This is a genomic window from Pseudoclavibacter sp. AY1H1 (genome assembly GCF_002931055.1).
In the GTDB taxonomy this organism is placed as follows: Bacteria; Actinomycetota; Actinomycetes; order Actinomycetales; family Microbacteriaceae; genus Pseudoclavibacter.
This window is the reverse complement of record NZ_PSXX01000001.1, coordinates 219,294-239,819: the sequence shown is the minus strand read 5'-3', so window position 1 is coordinate 239,819 and position 20,526 is coordinate 219,294. Positions and strand designations below refer to the sequence as shown.

The window sequence follows — 20,526 nt, the reverse complement described above, 5'->3', positions numbered from 1 at the left end:
TCGGCGGCGCTTGCTCGCGCCACCGTCAACCCAGCTGCACCCGCTCGGTCCAGTCCTCGAGGATGACCTCGCTCGAGGTCGCGTCGACGTGCAGCTTGGACAGGCGGAGGTTCGCGATCGTGTTGCTCAGGAACGCCGTGTCCGCGGCATCCCGACCGCTCGCGATGCGCTGCATGAGGCGGCGCGGCGCGAGGTGCGTCGAGTCGACGACGTACCAGGCTCCGTCGACCAGCACCTCGACGACGGCGTGGAAGTCCATGGGCACGAGCCCCGGCGCGTACACGGAGACGAGGCGCGCCGGGAGGTCGTTGGCGCGCAGGAACGCGATCGTCAGGTGAGCGAAGTCGCGGCAGACGCCCTGGCGCTTCAGGAAGGTGTCGCGCGCACCGTCGGTCGGGGCGCTCGAGCCCGGCACGTAGCTGATGTTCCTGGAGACCCAGTCGACGACCGCGTCGACGAGCTCGAAGCCCTGCTTGCCGCGGAACATCGACCGCGCGGTCGGTCCGAGGAGGTCCGACTCCGCGTAGCGGGACGGACGGCGGAACTGGATGAGGTCCAGCTCCTCCGGCTCGTTCGGCTGCGCGCGGTCGAGCACCGTCGCGGAGTAGCGCATCTCGATGTGCTTCGCTGAGGTCGTCACGCGGTGCAGCCGGCACTCGGAGCGGTCGATGGATTCGATGACGTCGAGGGGCACGCCGTCACCCGTGATCGTGAACGACTCGCTCTCGAGGTTCGCCAGCGTGTGGGCAGCGATCGAGAACACGAGGTCGGCTTCCCCGTCGAGTTCGAGGTCAATGGCAGATTCGATCTTTCGCATCACCAGCGGATTGTGTCACGCTCCCGTGGCCATCCCCCACAGCCGCGCGTGGCGGCGAGCAGTGGCGTTCGGGCACCCTCGCGCCCTGTTAGTATTGGCTCCGCGTTGCTGAAAGCTCAGTTCCGCATCCGCCTCCGTAGCTCAGTGGATAGAGCACCGGTTTCCGGTACCGAAGGTCGCAGGTTCGACTCCTGTCGGGGGCACATCTCGATGTCTGGTGACATCGCAAGGGCCCGGCGCTGCTCAGCAGCACCGGGCCCTTCCGCGTCCGCAGCGTGCGGACGCTCCTGCTCACACGCTGGGATCCGCCCGCCGACGCGCAGCACGCGTGTCCGAGAGGACATTGACACTCTCGGCGCCCCACCGCTACGGTCGGCAGTACCTCGACGAGGGGAGGCAAGGATGCCCACCTACACGTATCGGTGCGAGAGCGCGCACCGCTTCGACGAGGTGCACACCATGCACTCGGTGCCGGAGAGATCCGTGTGTCCCGAGTGCGGGCAAGACGCGAGGCGCCGCCCGGCTGCCCCGCATCTCTCCGTCGCAGGCTCTTCCGCCTACGGCCTCATCGATGCCGCCTCGAGATCCGCGCATGAGCCGGACGTCGTGACCTCGCTCCCCGGAGCTCCTCGGAGACCCGGCGGCGGCATCACTCGCAACCCACTCCACGCGAAGCTGCCGCGACACTGACGTCGCGGGGCTCGCACCGACCGAGGCTGCCGCCACGCAAGGGACGGCGAATCGGTCACCGACGAAAAGGACCGAGCCATGCCAGACGTGCTGTTTCCACTCGACTCGACGAAGAAGTTCGAGGACCAGGAGAAGATCGGCCACAACAGGTGGCATCCGGAGATCCCGCCGGTCGCGACGGTGAAGCCCGGCGACGAGTTCCGCGTCGACTGCCGGGAGTGGTTCGACGGGGCGATCGTCAACGACGACTCCGCAGAGGACATCCTGAACGCGCCGCTGCTGACGGTGCACAAGCTGAGCGGGCCGTTCCGGATCGAGGGTGCGAAACCTGGCGACCTCCTCATCGTCGACATCCTCGACGTCGGCCCGATTCCTCAGGAGAAGGGTCCGCTCGCAGGCCAGGGGTGGGGCTACACGGGAATTTTCGCGAAGGAGAACGGCGGAGGGTTCCTCACCGATCAGTTCCCGGACGCCTACAAGGCGATCTGGGACTTCAGCGGCCAGACGGCCACGTCACGTCACGTGCCCGGGGTGTCCTTCACGGGCCTCATCCACCCGGGCCTCATGGGGACGGCTCCGTCGGCGGAGCTGCTGGCGAAGTGGAACGCGCGTGAGGGAAAGCTCATCGCGACCGACCCAGGCAGGGTGCCGCCACTCGCGCTGCCGCCGGAGCCGCAGTTCGCCGTGCTCGGCTCGCTCCCGGATTCCGAGTTCGATCGTGTCGCCGGCGAGGCCGCCAGGACGGCTCCCCCGCGCGAGAACGGCGGCAACCAGGACATCAAGAACCTCTCGAAGGGCACCCGCATCTTCTACCCCGTCTTCGTCGACGGCGCGAACCTGTCGATGGGCGACCTGCACTTCTCCCAGGGCGATGGGGAGATCACCTTCTGCGGCGCCATCGAGATGGGCGGCTTCATGGATGTGCGCGTCGACCTGATCAAGGGAGGCATGGAGACGTACGGCGTCTCGGAGAACGCCATCTTCATGCCGGGCAATGTGGAGCCCAACTACAGCGAGTGGATCGCGTTCTCCGGCACGTCGGTCACGCTCGACGGGGAGCAGCGCTACCTCGACTCCCATCTGTCCTACCAGCGGGCGTGCCTGCACGCGATCGACTACCTCACGAAGTTTGGCTACGCACCGGAGCAGGCCTACCTGCTCCTCGGCTCGGCCCCCATCGAGGGTCGACTCTCCGGCGTCGTCGACATCCCGAACTCGTGCTCCACCGTCTATCTGCCCACGGCGATCTTCGACTTCGACGTGCGCCCGTCGGCGAACGGCCCGGACCAGATCGACCCCGGCATGGGGGCGCCGAGGGCGGTCGCCTCCTAGTCGAGGGGTGAGGCCCGCGAGGCCGGCGGGTGGGCGCGTGTGGCGCGCCTGCCCGCTGGCCTCTACAATCTCGTGTGCCTTCCGAGACCCCAGACGAGACGCCCACGGCGACGCCAGAAGAGACCGACGGCGCGGAATTCGCGCCAGAGCGCATCGCCGAGGCCGACCTCGCGACGACCTTGCGCGTGCTCGAGCAGCTCTCCGCCTACGACCGCGAGGACCCGGACTTCATCACGGTCCGTCGGGCGACGGCGCAGTTCTTCAAGGACGTGAAGCGCGTCGGGCGCGCCGCGAAGCGCCAGCGCATCGCCGACGCCGACAAGGCCGTCGTCGCCGCGACCGCCACGGGCGCACCGGACCGCATCGACGACGAGACCCGCGGCATCCCGATCTCGACGTCGACGACCGCCCCGACGGCCGGCGAGCTGCTCAAGCCACGCGCCTGCTATATCTGCAAGCAGCCGTACACGGTGGTCGACGCCTTCTACCACCAGCTCTGCCCAGAATGCGCCGCCTTCAGCCACTCGAAGCGCGATGCGCGCGCCGACCTGACTGGCAAGCGGGCCCTGCTCACGGGCGGTCGAGCGAAGATCGGGATGTACATCGCGCTGCGGCTGCTCCGCGACGGCGCCCACACGACGATCACGACGCGCTTCCCGCGCGACGCCGTCCGCCGGTTCTCGGCCCTGCCTGACTCGCCGGAGTGGATCGACCGGCTCAAGATCGTCGGCATCGACCTCCGTGATCCCGCACAGGTCATGGGCCTCGCCGACTCCGTCACGGCCGCTGGCCCGCTGGACATCCTCATCAACAATGCCGCCCAGACGGTGCGCCGCTCCCCCGGCTCCTACGCGCCGCTCGTCGAGGCGGAGCTCGCGCCGCTGCCGGACGGGCCGCTTCCCGAGCTCGTGACCTTCGGGCACACGAACGACGCGCACCCGCTCGCCCTGGCGGAGTCGGTCGCCGCGCACCCGATCCTGTCCTCGGCGGCGGGACGCACGGCCGAGGAGCTGACCGCAGACGCCATGACTGCCGGCTCCTCGTCGCTCGAGCGGCTCGCGGCTGGCACCGCCATCGACGCGGGCGGCCTGCTCCCGGACGAGCTGCACATCAACTCGTGGACGCAGCACGTCGACGAGGTCGAGCCCCTCGAGATGCTCGAAGTGCAGCTCGCGAACATGACGGCACCGTTCCTGCTCGTGAGCAGGCTCCGTGGCGCGCTCAAGGCGTCATCGGCGCGCCGCACCTACATCGTCAACGTCTCCGCGATGGAGGGGGTCTTCGGACGCGGCTACAAGGGCCCGGGCCACCCCCACACGAACATGGCGAAGGCGGCCCTGAACATGCTCACGCGCACCAGCGCTCGGGAGATGTTCGAGAGCGACCGCATCCTCATGACCGCCGTCGACACCGGCTGGATCACGGATGAGCGGCCCCATTTCACGAAGATCCGCCTCGCCGAGGAGGGATTCCACGCCCCCCTCGACCTCGTCGACGGTGCGGCCCGCGTCTACGACCCGATCGTGCGCGGCGAGTCGGGCGAGGATCTCTTCGGGGTCTTCCTCAAGGACTACAAGCCCGGCTCCTGGTAGCGGGAGGGCGAGCTCGCCGGATCAGAAGATCTGGCCGACGGGCTCGCGCTTCTCGCTCTGGAAGGCGTCTTCCGTGCGTCCTGCGGCCCAGTAGCCGGAGAGGGAGAGCTGCGAGCGCTCGACGCCACGGGCGGAGAAGATCTTCCTGAGTCGCTTCATCTGCTCGCGCTCGCCGTGTGCGAAGACCTGCACGAGCCCATCAGGGAACGCCAGGTCCTCGACGGCTGCCGCGATCAGCTGCTGGTCGAACCCGCCATGCTCGCCTCGGTGGAGCCACTGGACGCTGACCCCCGTCGGGGCCGCGAGCTCGATGTGGTCCTCCTCCCCGGCTACCTCCACGAGGACCGCGCCCTTCGCGTCCTCGGGGAGCACTTCGAGGGTTCGGGCGATCGCCGGGAGTGCGGACTCGTCACCGCAGATGAGATGCCAGTCGCTCTCGGGGAGCGGCGAGTAGGCACCGTGCGGTGTCGTGGCCACGATGACGTCGCCCGGCTTCGCGTCGCGAGCCCACGGGCCGGCGACACCTGCGTCGCCATGGACGACGAAATCGACGGAGACCGTCCCGCTCGCGCGGTCGATCCCGCGAACCGTGTAGGTGCGCCGGACGGGGACCTGCTCGGTGGGAAGCGTCGCGCGGAGCTCTTGGAGATCGAACGGCAGCTCGAGCTCGCCGACGCCTCCGCCGAAGTGCAGCTTCAGGTAGGTGTCGGCGTGCTCGAGGTCGAAGTCGTCGAGGTCTGCCCCGAGGAAGTGGACCCGGACCAGCGAGCGACTGAGCCGCTCGGTGCGCTCCACACTCAGGCGGACGGTGGGTCCCCGCTTGCGGGGCTTCTGGGTAACGACGTCTGTCACGGTTATGGGCTCCTCGTTCGGGGTGAGTTAGGCCAGCCTAACAAGCCCTCCTGAGGCGCGCCTGTCGCTCAGCGCTGCGCGAGCCCCTCGGCGCCGGACTCTGTCTCGTAGCTGCCGAGCGCCTCCGCGAGCTGCTCGAGGAAGACATCCACCTCCTGGGCGGAGTAGCCGCGCTCGTAGACGCGGGACGTGAACTTGACGGCCTCGACCTCGTGGGACCTGACGATCTGCGCCTGCTCCCGCAGGCCCCTCTCGTACGCCTCGAGCGCGGCGGCGGCTTGGTCGAGGAACTGGTCGACCTCTCGGACGTCGTAGCATCCGTCGAACTTCAGCGCGTTGAAACGCTTGGTGCGTACATCTTCACTTCGCACGTTGAACCTCCGGTGTCTCATGTGAAAACCGGACAAGGAGTGCTTGTCCGGTGCGCGACAATTCTACGGAACTCCATGTGGAATCACACATCGACCCCGGATCGTCACCAAGCGCTCACCTGCGACAGGCGCTGTTCGCCGCCTGTTCACTCGTGGCGTCACCACGCGCACAACAATCACGTTCTTCACGGCTACACCCCGCTAGCGTTACGGAGAAGGCCGATGACCGGCCAGAAAGGGGTCTCCGTGCGTCGTGCGCTCGCTCTGCTCGGCATCGCTGCCGCAGCACTCCTCGGAACGAGTGCGCCAGCATCCGCCGAGGTCTCTCCGATCACTTCCTCCGGCTCCTCCACCGCAATAGCCCCGGCCGAGAGCCCCGGCTCGCCGCAGGGCCACATCTTCGACCCGAATGGGCTCGTCACCGGCGACACCTCCGATATCGAGCAGGCGATCTCGACACTCGAGGCCGAGACCGACTACACGATGTACTTCGCGATCGTCGATCGCTTCTCCAACCCGAGCTCCGGGTTCGACTGGGCCAGCGAGTTCGCTTCGGCCAACGACCTCGGCTCCGAGGCCGTCATCCTGTACGTCGGTGTCGACCAGCTCGACTTCGGACTCAACACCGACAGCGCGTTCCCCCTGGGCGACGGTGCCCTGCGCGACATCGAGACGCAGTCGATCGCCCCGAACCTCGACTCCGGGCAGTACGGTCAGGCCGCTATCTCGGCGGCGGACTCGATCCGCCAGGAGCTCACCGGTGCCGGCACGACCAGCGGCGGCGCCGGTGGCGGCGAACTCGTGACGGGTGCCGCCGTCGGCACGATCTTCCTCTTCGTTGGCGGGTTCATCGTCGTGGTCGCCCTCATCATCCTCTTCGTCGTGCTCAGCGCTCGGCGCAAGAAGAAGAAGGGCCAGCAGGCGACGGAGGCCGAGCAGAAGGCGCAACTCGAGCAGCTCGCGCAGCGCGCGGCCGGCGAGCTCGTCAGGGTCGACAACCTGGTGAACTCCGCCGACCAGGAGGTCAGCTTCGCCGAGGCGCAGTTCGGACCCGAGCCGGTTGCCGAATACCGGGCAGCGGTGGCGGATGCCCGCGAGCAGCTGCGTCGTGCGTTCGGCGTCCAGGGCCAGTACCTCGACACCGAACCAGAGCCGCTGCCAGCCCAGATGCAGATGAACGAGGCCATCCTCGGTTTCGTGAACCTGGCAGAGCAACGCGTCGCCGAACAGGCAGCGCGCTTCGAGAAGCTCCGGGACATGGAGCGCAACGCGCCAGAGCTGCTTAGGCAGGTCCGCGGCGAACTCGATCGACTCGAAGGACAGATGCAGGGCGCCGAGTCCCAGCTGACGGCGCTCCGCGCCCGCTACAGCCCGCAGGCGCTCTCCACGGTCGACGACTCGACCAGCCACGCTCGCGAGCTGCTTGCGCTCGCGCGCACCGAGACGCAGAACGCAGATAGCGGTCTCCGTGAGGGACGGACGGGGCCAGCCGCCGTCGATATCGGCGACGCGCAGCTCGCGCTCTCGCAGGTGACCTCGGTTCTGGGCTCCATCGGCGCCGCCGCCAGCGACCTCGAGAACGCGGAGCAGCTCATCCGCCAGGAGATCGGCGAGCTGGAGGCCGGTCTCGCGCGCAGTACCCAGCTCGTCCAGCAGGCGTCGCTGCAGCCGGATGTCGCCGCCGCCGCCGCCGCCGCGCAGGCCACCGCCCAGGAGGCGATCGCCAGGGCCCGCTCCGGCAGCGCCTCGGCCGCAGATCCGCTCAGGACGCTCGGAGGCCTCAGGGAGGCGGACGAGGCCCTCGACGCAGCGATCGCGTCGCTCCTCCAGGAGCACGAGCGCCTGGCGGGGCTGCGCAGACAGCTCGACGTCGCCCTCGCCCAGGCTCGCTCCGCCGTCACGGGCGGACTCCAGTTCATCGACGCACGTCGAGGTGCCGTGGAGAGCGAGCCGCGCGCGCGAATCCAGCAGGCGGAGACCGAGCTCCGCACGGCGGAGCAGCTCGCGGCCACTCAGCCTGAAGAGGCGATGCAGCGCGCCAAGAGCGCCATCAGCCTTGCCGAGCGGGCCACAGAGCAGGCGAGAAGCCAGGTGCAGATGCAGCGCAGCGGCTACGAGCAGAGCTGGGGTGTGTCCTCGGGTTCGAACTCCAACAGCAGCTTCAACTCCGGACTCCTGGGCGGTATCCTCGGCGGTCTCATCAGCAACAGCGGCTCCTCAAGCCGAAGCTCCTGGGGCGGCGGCAGCTCGTGGGGCGGCGGCTCTGGCCGCCGATCGGGCGGCGGCTCGTCGGGCTTCCGCTCATCTGGCGGCTTCCGCTCCTCGGGAGGGGGCTTCCGCTCCTCGGGCGGCGGCAGAAGGCGCTGACGCGCACCCAGCGCGGAGGCAGCGCTCCACGATCACTCCGACACATCACGGCCACTCATCACGGATCACCAGCGAAAAGGAAGCACTCGATGTCCAACAAGCAGTCCATCTTCGGACGAATCAGCCAGCTCGTCCGCGCCAACATCAACTCGCTCATCGACAACGCGGAAGACCCGCAGCTCATGATCGACCAGCTCATCCGCGACTTCAGCTCGAACATCAAGGAGGCGGAGGCGGCGATCGCGCAGACCATCGGCCAGCTTCGCATGCTCGAGGACGACTACCGGGAAGACGTCCAGGCCGCGTCCGAATGGGGCAACAAGGCCCTCGCCGCCAGCCGCAAGGCCGACGAGCTGCGCGCGGCGAACGACGAGGTCGACGCGCAGAAGTTCGACAACCTCGCGAAGGTGGCCCTGTCGCGCCAGATCGAGTCCGAGACGGAAGCTCGCACGGCCGAGCCGCAGATCCGCACCCAGACGCAGGTCGTCGAGCAGCTCAAGGGCGGCCTCGACGGCATGCGCGAGAAGCTCCGCCAGCTCGGCACGAAGCGCGACCAGCTCGCGGCCCGCGCCAAGACGGCCGAGGCGCAGCAGAAGGTCAACGAGGCCCTCGGCAGCATCAACGTGATGGACCCGACCAGCGACCTGGGTCGCTTCGAGGAGAAGGTCCGCCGGCAGGAGGCGCTCGTGCGCGGCCAGCAGGAGCTGCAGACCTCGAGCCTCGACTCGCAGTTCAACCAGCTCGAGGACCTCGGCAAGCTGACCGAGGTCGAGGCCCGGCTCGCCGCGCTCAAGCAGGGCCAGCGCGCACCTGCCGCCATCGACGCGCCGGAGCAGAGCTTCTAAGCCTCCCAGCGCAAGCGTTCGCCGCTGGGACCCGTCTCACACGGTCGGGTCTCAGCGGCGTCCTCCTTTCCAGCCGCCAACGCACCAGCGAACGAAGGTCCTCACCCATGAACCTCTTGAAGAGCGTGTTCCTCGATTCGCCGCTGTCACGGCTCGGCTACCACGCGGCGACGGCCGTCGGACTCGCGGTCGGCGTGCCGCTCTCCACGGGCCGCGTCGAGAACCACGACGGGCTCATCGTCTGCAGTGGCCTGCCCAAGTGGGCGTTCCGCCGGGGCGGGACGTGCGTCGGCCGGGTCTACCTCACTCGCGACACCGTCGGCGAACGGGTGTTCCGCCACGAGCGCGTGCACGTCGAGCAGTGGAAGCGCTACGGCTTCCTGTTCCCGCCGCTCTACTGGCTCGCCGGCTTCGACCCGCTCAAGAACCGCTTCGAGATCGAGGCGGGACTCGAGGACGGCAACTACCTCCCGGCCCGCCGACGCCCCGCATCGAAGAGCTGAGCAGCCTCAGGGACGCGCCGCGCCATCCCAGGCGGGCGGGTACCTGCTCGGCCAGTCGATCTCACGCTCGAGCTGCAGCGACAGCCGAAGGAGCGTCGCCTCGTCGCCCGGCCGACCGATGGCCTGCACCCCCGCCGGCAGGCCGTTCGCGAACCCGACGGGCATGGTGATGGCCGGCAGCCCGGTGACGTTCACGTAGGACGTGTAAGGCGTGTACTGGCACTGCTGCTCGAAGTTCCGCTCCCCGTCGCCCGCATCGAACCAGCCGAGCGGCCGAGGCGTCATCGCGAGCGTCGGGGTCAGGACGACGTCGACGTCCGAGTACTGGCGGATGATCGAACGCTCGAACGCGGCGAGCGACGCGAGCGAGGCAGCCAGCTCCGCGGCACCCTTCGTCCGTCCGACGCCGACGAGCCACCGGGTGAGGGGCTCCAGGGTCTCCAGCGCTGGCCCCTCCAGGGGGATCGTCGACGCACCGGCCTGCCACACCGTTCGGAATGCGTCGAAGTACTCGGGCGCGTCCGTCGGCGTGACCGGCACGAGCTCGTGTCCGAGTCGCGAGAGCTGCTCCTTGGCGGCCTCGAAGACCGCGGCGACGTCGTCGTCGAGCGCGATCTCGTACTCCGTGGACCACGGCGACCAGCAGTTGACGCCGATCCGCAGCTTCTGAAGGGGTGCGTCCAGGGCGTCGAGGTAGGAACGCTCCCCCGCCGGTGCCGTGAGGGCGCTCCGGTCGGCCTGGCTGCCGTCCCCGCGCCGGGCGATCATCCCGTCGAGCAGGAGCGCGGCATCCGCCGTGCTCCTCGCGATGGGGCCCGAGACGGGGAGCCCCGCGAGAGAGCCGACGCCCGACCCACCCGGGACTCGGCCCCGGCTCGGCTTGAGACCGACCAGACCGCAGGCGGAAGCGGGGATGCGGATGGACCCGCCACCGTCCGACCCCGGCGCGAACGGAATGAGGCCGGCTGCGACAGCCGCCGCCGCGCCTCCCGACGAGCCGCCGGCCCCGAGCCCGGCACCCCACGGGGTGACCGCCGGCGGGGCCACGGCGTTCTCGGTGTAGGCGGGGAGACCGAACTCGGGCGTGTTCGTCTTCCCCAGGCTGATGCCGCCGGCGGCGTCCATGGTCTCGACCAGTGGCGAGCTCTCCTCCGGCACGTACCCGGCGAAGGCACGCGAGCCGAAGGAGGTCGGCACGTCGGCGCGCGGTTCGAGGTCCTTGTCAGCGAAGGGCATCCCCCAGAGCGGAGCCTCGTGCCGGTCTCCGCGGCGAGATGCGGACGAGGGTTCCCGCTCGAGCGCTCGAGCTCGCTCCAACGCGCGGTCCGCGGTCACGGTGATGAAGGCTCCGGATGCACCCCCGTCCGCGTCCAGACGTGCCAGGTAGGCGCTCGTGAGCGCCACCGGCGAGAGCTCGCCGCTCGCGAGCAGCTGCCTCTGCCTGACGGCGCCGAGGGTGTGCAGCTCTTGACTCATGATGTGCCTTTCTGATGCTCGTGTCGGCGGCGCTCGGTCTGGCGCACCTAGAACAGGGGTGGCTGCGTGGCGCCCTGGGGCGTCTCGACGACCCGCCAGTCGACCGGATCCGCACCCTGCTGCCGCAGCAGCTCGTTGGTCCGCGAGAACGGACGGGAGCCGAAGAAGCCGCGGGAGGCGGAGAGCGGGCTCGGGTGGGCGCTCACGAGGGTCGGGGTCTCGCCGAGCAGCGGGGCGAGGGCCTGCGCGTCCTTGCCCCAGAGGATGGCAACGAGCGGACGCTGGCGGGCCACCAGGGCCTCGATCGCCAGATCCGTGACCGACTGCCAGCCGAACGCGCGGTGCGAGCCCGCCGTGCCGGCGCCGACCGTCAGGACACGGTTCAGGAGCAGGACTCCCTGCTCGCTCCACCGCGAGAGATCGCCGGTGGTGGCCGCTTCGATGCCCAGGTCGTCGTGCAGCTCCCGGTAGATGTTCGCGAGGCTTCGAGGGAGCGGCCGGACGTGGCGATCGGTCGCGAAGGACAGGCCGATGGGATGCCCGGGAGTCGGATACGGGTCCTGGCCCACGATCAGGACCCGGACGTCGTCGAGTGGGGCCTCGAATGCCCTGAGGATGTGCTCAGGAGCAGGCAGGAAGCCGCGGCCGGCATCCTCCTCCAGCTTCAGCCGCTCCGCGATCTCGTCCAGGCGGCCGGCAGCAGGCTCGAGCGCCCGAGCCCACCCCGGGTCGAGCCGATGCAGATCGCTGAGCCCGCGCAACTCCGTCATTCCGAGGCTCGGCTGGAGGAGACCGTGACGCCGCCCTCCCCCGCGGTCAGCTGCCAGACGCTCCCGGACCCGAGGATCTCCAGCGCGCCCTCTCCGACCTTGAGGACGGTGTCCTCGTCGACGGCGAGGATACGCTCCGCGAGTCCCGCTTCGATGCTCGCAGCGCACAGCGCGACGAGACCCCACTGGGCGGCGTGCGCCTCGATGGTCAGATCGACCAGCCCGAGGCCGGCCTCGAACGTCACCTCGTCGAGTCCCTCGCCGGATTCCTCCGGGGCGACGGGCACGCCGCCGATGCGCCACCCGCCGATGATGGCCTCGTCCGCGGCGATGGCGGCGCCGGCCGAGTAGCCGAGGTAGGAGACGCCCTCTGCCACCAGGCGGCGGATGTCGGTCGCGAGCGGCGCCAGGGCGGCGAGGTACGCGGGGGTGTGGCCCCCGCAGACCAGGATGCCGTGGGCCGTCGAGAAGCTGGCGAGATCGATCTCGTCGAGCGGTTCACCGCTCGCCGTGCTCCGGGCGAGCACGGGAGTCGCCAGGACGCCAGGGTCGACCGATCGGAGTCGGTCCGCGAACCAGTCCGCGACGGGCTCGGGGTTCTCCCCGACCGCGATGACCGCGATGACGGGCGTCGCTCCGGCGGCGCGGCTTCGAGCCTCGCCCGCGAGCTGGGCGAGCGCGAGCTCGACCCCTGAACCGTCTCCGCCGCCTACCAGGAAGATGCTCACTCGCCGGCCTCCTTCGTGGCGCCCTTCATGACGAGGGGGCCGCGGTGCAGTTGGAACTGCTCCCGCTGCGCCACCGGACGCACGACGAGCTCGTCGACGTTGACGTGACCGGGAAGCTGGAGCGCGAGCTGGATCGTCGCCGCGATGTCCTCCGCGGTGAGCGGATGATCGACGCCCTCGTAGAGCTTGTCGGCCGAGGCCCCGTCGCCCCGCATCCGCTTGAGCGTGAACTCCTCCGTGTGCACCATCCCAGGCGCGATGTCGATGACCCGGATGGGCTCACCGCCGAGCTCGAGGCGCAGCACCCCGATCATCGCCGCCTCCGCGGCCTTCGTCGCGACGTAGCCGCCACCGCCCTGGTAGATGACGCGCCCGGCCGTGGAGGTGACCGTGACGATGTCCGCGTGTGGGAACTCGTCCGCGCTGCTCGCGGCGGATGCACGCAGCAGCGGCAGGAACGCCGTGATGACGCGCTTCGTGCCGAGGACGTTGAGCTCGAACATCAGCTGCCAGTCGGCGATGCTGCTCTCCTCGACGCTCTCGGTGCCGAACGCTCCCCCGGCGACGTTGACCAGGGCCTCGACCTCTCCGAGCCGGCTCGCGGTGTCTCGGAGCTCGGCCACGAAGGCGTCATCGGTGATGTCCCCCGCCAGCACCTCCGCGCCGGTCTCGGCGGCGAGCTCCTCGAGCCGGTCGGCACGGCGCGCAGTCGCGAGCACCACTCTGCCCTCTGCGCGCAACGACCTGACCGTCGACCGGCCGATCCCGCTGCTCGCTCCCGTCACTACGACAACACGCGTTCTCTGTTCTTCAGGCATGCCTCCATCGTGGCATGCGGCCGCGCGCCGCGCCTGGCACGCGTGACGATTTGTGTCCCGCTCCGTTGCCCGCGCCAGCGCCCACTGCCACACTCGGTGCCACCCGACTGTCCAGTCGGGTCGCGGCCGACACGGAGGCTACCCATGACCCAGAGCTTCGAGACCAGGCAGATCCACGCAGGCTCTGCCCCCGACCCCACGACCAACGCGGTCGTCACCCCGATCTACCAGACGACCTCGTACGTGTTCGATGACGCACAGCACGCGGCCGATCTCTTCTCGCTCTCGCGCGCCGGGAACATCTACACGCGCATCACGAACCCCACGACCGCGGTGCTCGAGGCGCGCATCGCCGACCTCGAAGGCGGCAGCGGGGCTCTCGCGCTCGCCTCCGGCCAGGCGGCAGAGACGTTCGCGATCCTGAACATCGCGGGGGCCGGCGACCACATCGTGTCCTCGACGTCCATCTACGGCGGCACATTCAACCTCTTCAAGTACACGTTCGCAAAGCTCGGCATCGACGTCACCTTCGTCGAGGACCAGAACAACCCAGACGCCTGGCGGGCAGCGGCGAAGGACAACACGAAGCTCTTCTTCGGCGAGACGATCGGCAACCCGGCCGTCAACATCCTCGACATCGAGACGGTCGCCACGGTCGCCCACGAGGTCGGCGTGCCCCTCATCGTCGACAACACCATCGCCACCCCATTCCTCATCCGGCCCTTCGAGCACGGGGCCGACATCGTCGTCCACTCCGCGACGAAGTTCCTCGGCGGCCACGGCGCCGTGATCGGCGGCGTCATCGTCGACGGCGGCACCTTCCCCTGGGATGAGCACAAGGACCGCTTCCCTGGCCTGTCCGAGCCCGACCCGAGCTACGACGGCCTCAGCTACACGGGTGCCCTCGGCAACGCCAACGCGTTCCACACCAAGGCCCGCGTGCAGCTGCTGCGCGACATCGGCGCATCCATCGCACCCGCTTCGTCCTGGCAGATCCTGCAGGGCGTCGAGACGCTGAGCCTCCGCATGGAGCGCCACGTCTCCAACGCGACCGCGATCGCGTCGTGGCTCCAGGGCCACGCCGAGGTGCAGAACGTCAACTACGCGGGCCTCGAGACGAGCCCCTGGAATGCCCTGGCGAAGCGCTACGCACCGAACGGCGCAGGTGCCATCCTGTCGTTCGAGCTCCGCGGCGGCGTCGAAGCTGGCCGCAAGCTCGTCGAGCGCGTGCAGCTCTTCAGCCACCTCGCAAACATCGGCGACGTGCGCAGCCTCATCGTCCACCCGCCGTCGACGACGCACTCGCAGCTCACCCCAGAGCAGCTCCTCGCATCCGGCATCAACCCCGGACTCGTGCGCCTCTCGGTCGGCCTCGAGAACGTCGACGACCTCATCGCGGACCTCTCGCAGGCCCTCGACTCGCTTCGCGCCTAGGCGCGGGGTAGCCGCTAGCCTGGCGCTGATGGACTGGACAGATCACGGCATCTCGCCGCCGAGCGGCAGAATTCCGAACGACGAATTGCGGGCGGTCTCGCTGAGGCCGCCCGCCTCGGGCGCGTGGCGCGACGGTGACGACGTCGGCCACCGCCAGTTCGCCTGGCTCGGGGCGTTCAGCCCCGAGCACGGCGGCGAGCTCCCGCTCATCCGGCTCGCCTACGAGACGTGGGGCACGCTCAACGCCGACCGCTCGAACGCGATCCTCGTGCTCCACGCGCTCACCGGCGACTCGCACGTGGAGGGGCCGCTCGGGCCCGGGCATCCGACCGCAGGCTGGTGGCCGGGCATCGTCGGTCCCGGGGCCCCTCTCGACACGGACCGCTATTTCGTGATCGCCCCCAACATGCTCGGCGGCTGCCAGGGCTCGACGGGACCCGCGAGCCTCGATGCTCGCGGGAACGCGTACGGATCCTCCTTCCCGGTGCTCACGATCCGCGACCAGGTGCGAGCGCAGGCGCTGCTCGCGGACGAACTCGGCATCGCCTCGTTCGCCGCCGTCATCGGCGGCTCCATGGGCGGCATGCACGCGCTCGAGTGGGGCATCATGTACCCCGACCGCACGCAGCGGCTCGTCGTGATGAGTGCCCCTGCGGCGTCCGACGCGCAGACCATCGCGCAGAATACCCTGCAGATCGACGCCATCAGGCTCGATCCGAACTTCAACGGCGGCGACTACGCGGACGAGCCCGCTGGCTTCGGACCGCACCGCGGCCTCGCCCTCGCGCGGCGCCTCGCCATGCTCAACTACCGGTCGGGCACCGAGCTCGACGACCGCTTCGGACGCAGCTGGCAGTCCAACCTCAGCCCGGAGCAGGACGAAGGGCGCTACGCCGTCGAGTCCTACCTCGACTTCCACGGCAACCGCTTCACGCGTCGCTTCGACGCCAACAGCTACATCACGCTGCTGACGGCCATGAGCTCGCACAACGTCGGCCGCGACCGCGGAGGCCTCGATGCCGCGCTCGCGCGCGTCACCGCATCCACCATGGTCATCGGCATCTCGACGGACGTGCTCTTCCCGCCCGAGACGCAGCACCGCATCGCCGCGGGCGTGCAGAACAGCTACTCAGGCGACAGAGCCGTCACGATCAGGTCGAACTTCGGCCACGACGGGTTCCTGCTCGAGATCCACCACGTCGGCGACGCCATCCGCTCCATGCTCGCGAACGGCTGAGCTGGCGGGGGTGCGAGCCGCCGAGCTGCCGCTCGGAGCCCCGCGCACAGCTCGCCTGCTGCGCGGCCACATCGCCCAGAGCGCCCAGACGAGCAGCACGACCAGCAGCCCGTTGCGACCCGCGAGGAGCGCGACGCCGGCGGAGTGGGCATCGGTCACGAAGTTGTAGTTGCCTGGATAGATGATCTGCGTGAGCCAGGCGATGCAGAGGGCGATGCCGGCGGGCAGCGCGAAGCGCCTGACGTCGACGACGAGCCCGAACACGATGACCGGCGCGAGCCACGTGATGAACTGCGGCGAGCCGACCTTGTTGAAGACGATGAACGAGAGCACGAGCGCGAGCGACAAGGCCGGGAACAGGCGCGTGAACGGCATGCCACGACGCTTGGAGACAAGTGCGAGCAGCACCACGCCGAGCACGGCCACGCCAAGCACCGGCGTGAGCAGAGCGCTCACGAACTCCGTGCCGGGACCGTCGACCTGGAAGGTCAGGATCTCCATCGAGTAGTAGGCGTCGTAGCCAGGCACCTGCATCGACGCGAGCCACATCGGCACGGTCGCGGCGACCGCCTCGACCTGCAGCCCTCGCCCCGTCTGCTCGGTCACGAAGGAGAACACGTTCGACCCGCCACCGAGCGCGAGGGCCGGGATGAGCACGGCAGCGCACACGACGACGGCACCAGCAACGAGCCAGAGTCGGTGGCGCAGCACGATGAAGGCCGCCGCGAACACGGCAGCTGGCCAGATCTTGAGCCATGCGCCGAACGTGAGCAGGGCACCCGCGATCTCGGGACGACGCCGAAGCGCCAGCAGCGCGAGGATCGCGATCGGCACGCTCACCGCATCGATGCGGCCGAGCGCCACCGGTCCGAGCAGGGCCATGAGCACGAGCCACCACCAGGCGGCGATCTGCCGGAGCCTGGCGTCGCGAGACGAGGGGCGCCACAGCGTCAGCGCCGCGAACGCCACGGCGTTGCCGGCCGCGACCACCAGCAGCCAGCCCAGGCCGTAGTTCGCCTGCCCGCCGACCGCGTCCGCCACCAGCATCGGCAGGAGCGAGGGCAGCGGGTACACGAAGGTCGTATCGATGCCGGGCACCTGCCCCAGCTGGGCCTGGTCGACCCACCCGCGGTAGACCTGGAACACGTCTCCCATGGGGTTCGAGAGCGAGTAGAGGTTCACGAGGATCAGCACGTAATGGACGCCCGCGAAGGCAAGCCAGAGCGTCACGATCGAGAGAGGGCCCGGCCAGTGACGGGCGATCCACGACGAAGTCATGCGGGACAAGCTACCCCAGGTCAGGCGCGCAGCTTGGACGCCACGAGCGCTCCGACGAGGCGCGGCAACGCAGCGGTCGCGTCGCTCGCCCTGATCGGCGCACCAGGACCGAACCTCGTGAGCTCGTCGATCGGGGCAAGCAGCGCGGAAGCGGCCTCAGCGTTTCCCGCGTTCAGCTGCGACGCCAGCCAACCGGCTCGCGCGTGCAGCCAGACAGCCGCTGCCGCGAGGTGCTGCGGCTCCGGCTGCTCGGCCACGTCTCGCTTCGAGGCGACGGCGCTCAGCGCACCCATGGCCCCGGCCAGCACATCACCGGTCCCCGCCGTGGCGAGCCAGGCTCCCGGAGCATCCACGACGATCGTCGGACCGTCCCCCGCGATGTAGGTGCGGTGCCCCTTGAGCACGAGCGTGCAGCCGAGACGATCCGTCACGAGGCGGACAGCCTGTTCCGGCTCCTTGATGACGTCGGTGGCATGCACCTCGGTGTCCTCGAGCTTCGTGATGAGGGCGGCGAGCTCGGCCGCATGGGGCGTCAGGATGCATCGGCGCACGTGGTGGCCTCCCAGCACGCGCTTGGCGATCTGCCCGAGCGCGCCGGAATCGGCGATGACCGTCGCGTCGAGCTCCCGAGCACGATCGAGCGCCTCCCGCGCCTCGCTGGTGCGCCGCACGTCCTTCGGATCCACTCCGGACCCGACGACAAGCGCATCGAACGACGCGAGATCGGCGACGACCTCCGGACTCTGCCACAGCACCGCCTTGGTCTCCGCCTCGCCCCCGGCGTAGCGCACCATCCCGATCCCGGTCGCGAGGGCGGCCCTCGTCCCCAGGACGGCGGCGCCCGGGTAGTGCGTGGAGCCCGTCACGAACGCCGTGACACCCCGGCGGTACTTGTGGTCGTCCTCGCGCGGCGCGAAGACGCTGGCCGCGGCATCCTGAGCATCGAATTCCCTCACCCGGCCATACTGGTCGCTCTTCGACGACACGCCAAGTCGCGACCGCGCTCCGGCGAGGAGACCGGCGATCAGTGGCGAGCAGTCGCGTCCCGGATCTCGCCGACGAGCTCCTCGATGATGTCCTCGAGGAAGAGCACGCCGAGCGTGTTGCCCTCTCGATCGAGGACCCTTGCCAGGTGGCTCCCAGTGCGCCGCATCGTGGCGAGCGCGTCCTCGAGGTCGGCCTCGTCGTGCATCGAGTCGAGCGAGCGGATGCGCTTGACCGGGATGGGCTGGTCGAACTCGTCCGGCTTGTCGAGGTCGAGCACGTCCTTCAGGTGCACGTAGCCGGAGAATTCACCTTCCTCGTCCAGGATGATGTAGCGCGAATAGCCGTGCTCGGAGACCGCGCGCTGCAGCATCTCCGGCGTCGCCTCCGGCGGCAGCACCACGAGCTGCTCGCCCGCGATCGCGACCGCGGCGACCTTCTTCGCCGTGAACTCGAAGGTGTTCGAGAGCGTGCCGGCACGATCCATGAGCACACCCTCGCGCTTGGACTGCTCGACGATGCCCGCGACCTCGTCGAAGGTGAACGCACTCGTCGTCTCGGCCTTCGGCTCGACGCCGAACAGGCGCAGCGTCGTGTTCGCGATGCCGTTCAGCGCCCAGATGACCGGTGCGAACAGCCGCGAGAAGAACACGAGCGGCGGGGCGAGCAGGAGCGCCGCGCGGTCAGGCACCGAGAAGGAGATGTTCTTCGGGACCATCTCGCCGAGCACGACGTGCAGGTACGAGACGACGATGAGCGCGATGACGAACGCAATGGTCGAGATCATCTCCTCGCTGAGCCCCGTCGCGGAGAGCGGGATCTCGAGCAGGTGATGCAGCGCCGGCTCAGAGACGTTGAGGATCAGCAGCGAGCAGACGGTGATGCCGAGCTGGCTCGTCGCGAGCATGCCGGTCGCATGCTCCATCGCGTAGAGCGTCTGCTGGGCGGCTTTGCTGCCGCGCTCGGCTCGGGGCTCGATCTGCGATCGCTTCGCGGAGATGACCGCGAACTCCGCGCCGACGAAGAAGGCGTTCGCGGCGAGGAGCACCACGAGCCAGGCGAGTCCAGACCAGTACTCAGCCACGGTTCTCCTTCTCGGCGTGCTTGTCGGCGAGGCGCTGCATGAGCGCCTCCCTCGACTCGTAGGACTCGTTCGGCGTGAACGCGACCCGATCGACCCGGCGACCCTCCATCCGCTCGACGCGGAACGTGCCGACGGGGACCTGCACCTCGTCGCCGACCGCGGGGATGCGCTCGAGCGCGTTCATCATGAAGCCAGCGACGGTCTCGAAGGGCCCGTCGTCGTCGAGCTCGATATTCAGGCGGTCTCGTACCTCATCCGGCCGGAGCATCCCGTCGAACGTCGTGCGGCCTTTGGCGCGCACGACGTCGAGATGCGCTCGGTCGTGCTCGTCGACGAGCTCGCCGACGATCTCCTCCACGAGATCCTCGAGAGTGACGACCCCGTTCGTGCCGCCGTACTCGTCGAGCACGACGGCGAGCTGGAAGCCGCCGGAGCGGAGCTCGGCGAGCAGAGCGTCGAGCCCCAGCGTCTCCGGCACGAGCAGCGCATCCGTCTTGATCGCGCCGACCGGCACGGAACGGCGGCGATCGAGCGGCAGCGAGACGGCGTTCTTCAGGTGGGCGACGCCGACGATCTCGTCGATGTCCTCACCGGTCACCGGGAATCGGGAATGGCCCGTCGACTTCGCGAGGTCGATGAGGTCCTGCACCGGCGCGTCGACCGCGATGGACTGCACACGCGGCCTGGGCGTCATGACGTCCGCCGCGATGTGGTCGGAGAACCGCAGCGTGCGGCTCAAGAGCACCGCCCGCTCGCCCTCGAGCAGTCCAACGAGCGCGGAGCGGCGGACGAGGCTCGAGAGCTCCTCCGCCGTGCGGGCGCCGGAGAGCTCCTCCTTGGGCTCGATGCCGAGGGCCCGGATGAGGCCATTGGCGCTTCCGTTGAGCACCGCGACGGCGGGGCGGAAGACGGTTGTGAACGCGACCTGCAGCGGGATGAGGAACTTCGCCGTCGCACGCGGCACGGCCAGCGCGAAGTTCTTCGGGATCAGCTCCCCCATGACCATCGAGAGCCCCGTGGCGATCACGATCGCGAGCACGGCGCCGACGGGGCGCACGGCGTCATCCGGCAGCCCAACGGCGCCGAGCGGCGACGAGAGCAGCGACGAGATGGCCGGCTCCATCGTGTAGCCGGTGAGGAGGGTCGTCAGCGTGATCCCGAGCTGCGCGCTCGAGAGGTGCGTCGACGTGTGCTTGAGCGCGTTGATGGTCGGGGTGAGGCGCTTCTCCCCGCGTTCCCGACGCTTCTCGAGGTCGTTGCGGTCGAGGTTGACGAGCGCGAACTCCGACCCGACGAAGACGCCGGTCCCCACCGTCAGGAGGACGCCGATGCCGAGCATGACCCACTC

General features: G+C 69.4%; 19 protein-coding genes and 1 tRNA gene. 9 read left to right on the top strand and 11 right to left on the bottom strand.

The genetic code is table 11. From position 1 onward, the window contains the following. Positions 1 to 25 precede the first annotated feature (25 nt). Positions 26 to 817, bottom strand: a complete 792-nt coding sequence (locus tag C5E05_RS01110) for a transglutaminase family protein (protein WP_181057844.1) — start codon at positions 815 to 817, stop codon at positions 26 to 28. 130 nt (positions 818 to 947) lie between these two features. On the opposite strand from C5E05_RS01110, the gene C5E05_RS01105 reads away from it, so the two are divergent. From C5E05_RS01105 to C5E05_RS01090, 4 genes are all read left to right on the top strand, one after another. Further along, positions 948 to 1,020: transfer RNA gene (locus C5E05_RS01105), tRNA-Arg, on the top strand. 7 nt (positions 1,021 to 1,027) lie between these two features. Continuing rightward, on the top strand, positions 1,028 to 1,507 hold the full coding sequence (locus C5E05_RS20670) for an FmdB family zinc ribbon protein (RefSeq protein ID WP_104241510.1): 480 nt from the start codon (positions 1,028 to 1,030) through the stop codon (positions 1,505 to 1,507). 78 nt (positions 1,508 to 1,585) lie between these two features. Next, positions 1,586 to 2,839 carry a formamidase gene (gene fmdA / locus C5E05_RS01095; RefSeq protein WP_104241511.1) on the top strand — a complete coding sequence of 418 codons (1,254 nt, stop codon included), beginning with the start codon at positions 1,586 to 1,588 and terminating at the stop codon, positions 2,837 to 2,839. Positions 2,840 to 2,991: 152 nt separating this feature from the next. Further along, a complete protein-coding gene (locus C5E05_RS01090) occupies positions 2,992 to 4,431 on the top strand; it encodes an SDR family NAD(P)-dependent oxidoreductase (RefSeq protein WP_104298803.1) in 1,440 nt (479 codons plus the stop codon). A gap of 21 nt (positions 4,432 to 4,452) precedes the next feature. Here the strand turns inward: C5E05_RS01090 and C5E05_RS01085 are convergent, their stop codons facing one another. Beyond that, on the bottom strand, positions 4,453 to 5,283 hold the full coding sequence (locus C5E05_RS01085; RefSeq protein ID WP_104340883.1) for a siderophore-interacting protein: 831 nt from the start codon (positions 5,281 to 5,283) through the stop codon (positions 4,453 to 4,455). 68 nt (positions 5,284 to 5,351) lie between these two features. Next, positions 5,352 to 5,654 (bottom strand): DivIVA domain-containing protein, encoded by a 303-nt coding sequence (locus C5E05_RS01080; protein ID WP_181057794.1) that lies wholly within the window; start codon positions 5,652 to 5,654, stop codon positions 5,352 to 5,354. 222 nt (positions 5,655 to 5,876) lie between these two features. On the opposite strand from C5E05_RS01080, the gene C5E05_RS01075 reads away from it, so the two are divergent. The 3 genes from C5E05_RS01075 (at position 5,877) to C5E05_RS01065 (ending at position 9,369) form a co-directional block, all read left to right on the top strand. Then, positions 5,877 to 8,021, top strand: a complete 2,145-nt coding sequence (locus C5E05_RS01075; protein WP_181059279.1) for a TPM domain-containing protein — start codon at positions 5,877 to 5,879, stop codon at positions 8,019 to 8,021. Between the two features lie 89 nt (positions 8,022 to 8,110). Beyond that, entirely contained in the window at positions 8,111 to 8,866 is a 756-nt protein-coding gene (locus C5E05_RS01070) for a PspA/IM30 family protein (RefSeq protein WP_104298616.1), read from the top strand. 107 nt (positions 8,867 to 8,973) lie between these two features. Continuing rightward, entirely contained in the window at positions 8,974 to 9,369 is a 396-nt protein-coding gene (locus C5E05_RS01065) for a Fe-S oxidoreductase (RefSeq protein WP_104340881.1), read from the top strand. Positions 9,370 to 9,375: 6 nt separating this feature from the next. Here C5E05_RS01065 and C5E05_RS01060 read toward each other — a convergent pair whose 3' ends face one another. Genes C5E05_RS01060 through C5E05_RS01045 form a run of 4 tightly spaced genes read right to left on the bottom strand, consistent with a single transcriptional unit; the run spans position 9,376 to position 13,161 of the window. Beyond that, positions 9,376 to 10,845: an amidase gene (locus C5E05_RS01060; protein WP_104340880.1), complete on the bottom strand. Its 1,470-nt coding sequence runs from the start codon at positions 10,843 to 10,845 to the stop codon at positions 9,376 to 9,378. Between the two features lie 47 nt (positions 10,846 to 10,892). Beyond that, positions 10,893 to 11,615 carry a uracil-DNA glycosylase gene (locus C5E05_RS01055; RefSeq protein WP_104298613.1) on the bottom strand — a complete coding sequence of 241 codons (723 nt, stop codon included), beginning with the start codon at positions 11,613 to 11,615 and terminating at the stop codon, positions 10,893 to 10,895. Next, on the bottom strand, positions 11,612 to 12,343 hold the full coding sequence (locus tag C5E05_RS01050) for a Type 1 glutamine amidotransferase-like domain-containing protein (RefSeq protein WP_104298612.1): 732 nt from the start codon (positions 12,341 to 12,343) through the stop codon (positions 11,612 to 11,614). Before C5E05_RS01050 ends, C5E05_RS01055 begins: the two co-directional genes overlap by 4 nt. Beyond that, the gene (locus C5E05_RS01045) at positions 12,340 to 13,161 is read right to left on the bottom strand and encodes an SDR family oxidoreductase (RefSeq protein WP_104340879.1); all 822 of its coding nucleotides are present in this window, start codon (positions 13,159 to 13,161) and stop codon (positions 12,340 to 12,342) included. Before C5E05_RS01045 ends, C5E05_RS01050 begins: the two co-directional genes overlap by 4 nt. Positions 13,162 to 13,305: 144 nt before the next feature. On the opposite strand from C5E05_RS01045, the gene C5E05_RS01040 reads away from it, so the two are divergent. Both C5E05_RS01040 and C5E05_RS01035 read left to right on the top strand, forming a co-directional pair. Continuing rightward, positions 13,306 to 14,595, top strand: coding sequence for a bifunctional o-acetylhomoserine/o-acetylserine sulfhydrylase (locus tag C5E05_RS01040; RefSeq protein WP_104241521.1), 1,290 nt, complete (start codon positions 13,306 to 13,308; stop codon positions 14,593 to 14,595). 28 nt (positions 14,596 to 14,623) lie between these two features. After that, positions 14,624 to 15,832 carry a homoserine O-acetyltransferase gene (locus C5E05_RS01035; RefSeq protein WP_104241522.1) on the top strand — a complete coding sequence of 403 codons (1,209 nt, stop codon included), beginning with the start codon at positions 14,624 to 14,626 and terminating at the stop codon, positions 15,830 to 15,832. On the opposite strand, the gene C5E05_RS01030 is transcribed toward C5E05_RS01035, so the two are convergent. From C5E05_RS01030 to C5E05_RS01015, 4 genes are all read right to left on the bottom strand, one after another. Beyond that, entirely contained in the window at positions 15,725 to 17,110 is a 1,386-nt protein-coding gene (locus tag C5E05_RS01030; RefSeq protein ID WP_104340878.1) for a glycosyltransferase 87 family protein, read from the bottom strand. The genes C5E05_RS01035 and C5E05_RS01030 overlap by 108 nt on opposite strands. 20 nt (positions 17,111 to 17,130) lie before the next feature. Further along, on the bottom strand, positions 17,131 to 18,066 hold the full coding sequence (locus C5E05_RS01025) for an ADP/ATP-dependent (S)-NAD(P)H-hydrate dehydratase (RefSeq protein WP_181059277.1): 936 nt from the start codon (positions 18,064 to 18,066) through the stop codon (positions 17,131 to 17,133). 68 nt (positions 18,067 to 18,134) lie between these two features. Then, entirely contained in the window at positions 18,135 to 19,178 is a 1,044-nt protein-coding gene (locus C5E05_RS01020) for a hemolysin family protein (RefSeq protein WP_104241525.1), read from the bottom strand. Beyond that, a complete protein-coding gene (locus C5E05_RS01015) occupies positions 19,171 to 20,517 on the bottom strand; it encodes a hemolysin family protein (RefSeq protein WP_104341188.1) in 1,347 nt (448 codons plus the stop codon). Before C5E05_RS01015 ends, C5E05_RS01020 begins: the two co-directional genes overlap by 8 nt. Positions 20,518 to 20,526 lie beyond the last annotated feature (9 nt).

Bases quoted from the DNA above. Each gene is read 5' to 3' on its own strand.
- C5E05_RS01035 (WP_104241522.1), top strand. From the start codon at position 14,624: ATGGACTGGACAGATCACGGCATCTCGCCGCCGAGCGGCAGAATTCCG.
- C5E05_RS01045 (WP_104340879.1), bottom strand. From the start codon at position 13,161: ATGCCTGAAGAACAGAGAACGCGTGTTGTCGTAGTGACGGGAGCGAGC.
- fmdA (WP_104241511.1), top strand. From the start codon at position 1,586: ATGCCAGACGTGCTGTTTCCACTCGACTCGACGAAGAAGTTCGAGGAC.
- C5E05_RS20670 (WP_104241510.1), top strand. From the start codon at position 1,028: ATGTCTGGTGACATCGCAAGGGCCCGGCGCTGCTCAGCAGCACCGGGC.
- C5E05_RS01060 (WP_104340880.1), bottom strand. From the start codon at position 10,845: ATGAGTCAAGAGCTGCACACCCTCGGCGCCGTCAGGCAGAGGCAGCTG.
- C5E05_RS01110 (WP_181057844.1), bottom strand. From the start codon at position 817: ATGCGAAAGATCGAATCTGCCATTGACCTCGAACTCGACGGGGAAGCC.
- C5E05_RS01055 (WP_104298613.1), bottom strand. From the start codon at position 11,615: ATGACGGAGTTGCGCGGGCTCAGCGATCTGCATCGGCTCGACCCGGGG.
- C5E05_RS01015 (WP_104341188.1), bottom strand. From the start codon at position 20,517: ATGCTCGGCATCGGCGTCCTCCTGACGGTGGGGACCGGCGTCTTCGTC.
- C5E05_RS01075 (WP_181059279.1), top strand. From the start codon at position 5,877: ATGACCGGCCAGAAAGGGGTCTCCGTGCGTCGTGCGCTCGCTCTGCTC.
- C5E05_RS01040 (WP_104241521.1), top strand. From the start codon at position 13,306: ATGACCCAGAGCTTCGAGACCAGGCAGATCCACGCAGGCTCTGCCCCC.
- C5E05_RS01070 (WP_104298616.1), top strand. From the start codon at position 8,111: ATGTCCAACAAGCAGTCCATCTTCGGACGAATCAGCCAGCTCGTCCGC.
- C5E05_RS01065 (WP_104340881.1), top strand. From the start codon at position 8,974: ATGAACCTCTTGAAGAGCGTGTTCCTCGATTCGCCGCTGTCACGGCTC.
- C5E05_RS01030 (WP_104340878.1), bottom strand. From the start codon at position 17,110: ATGACTTCGTCGTGGATCGCCCGTCACTGGCCGGGCCCTCTCTCGATC.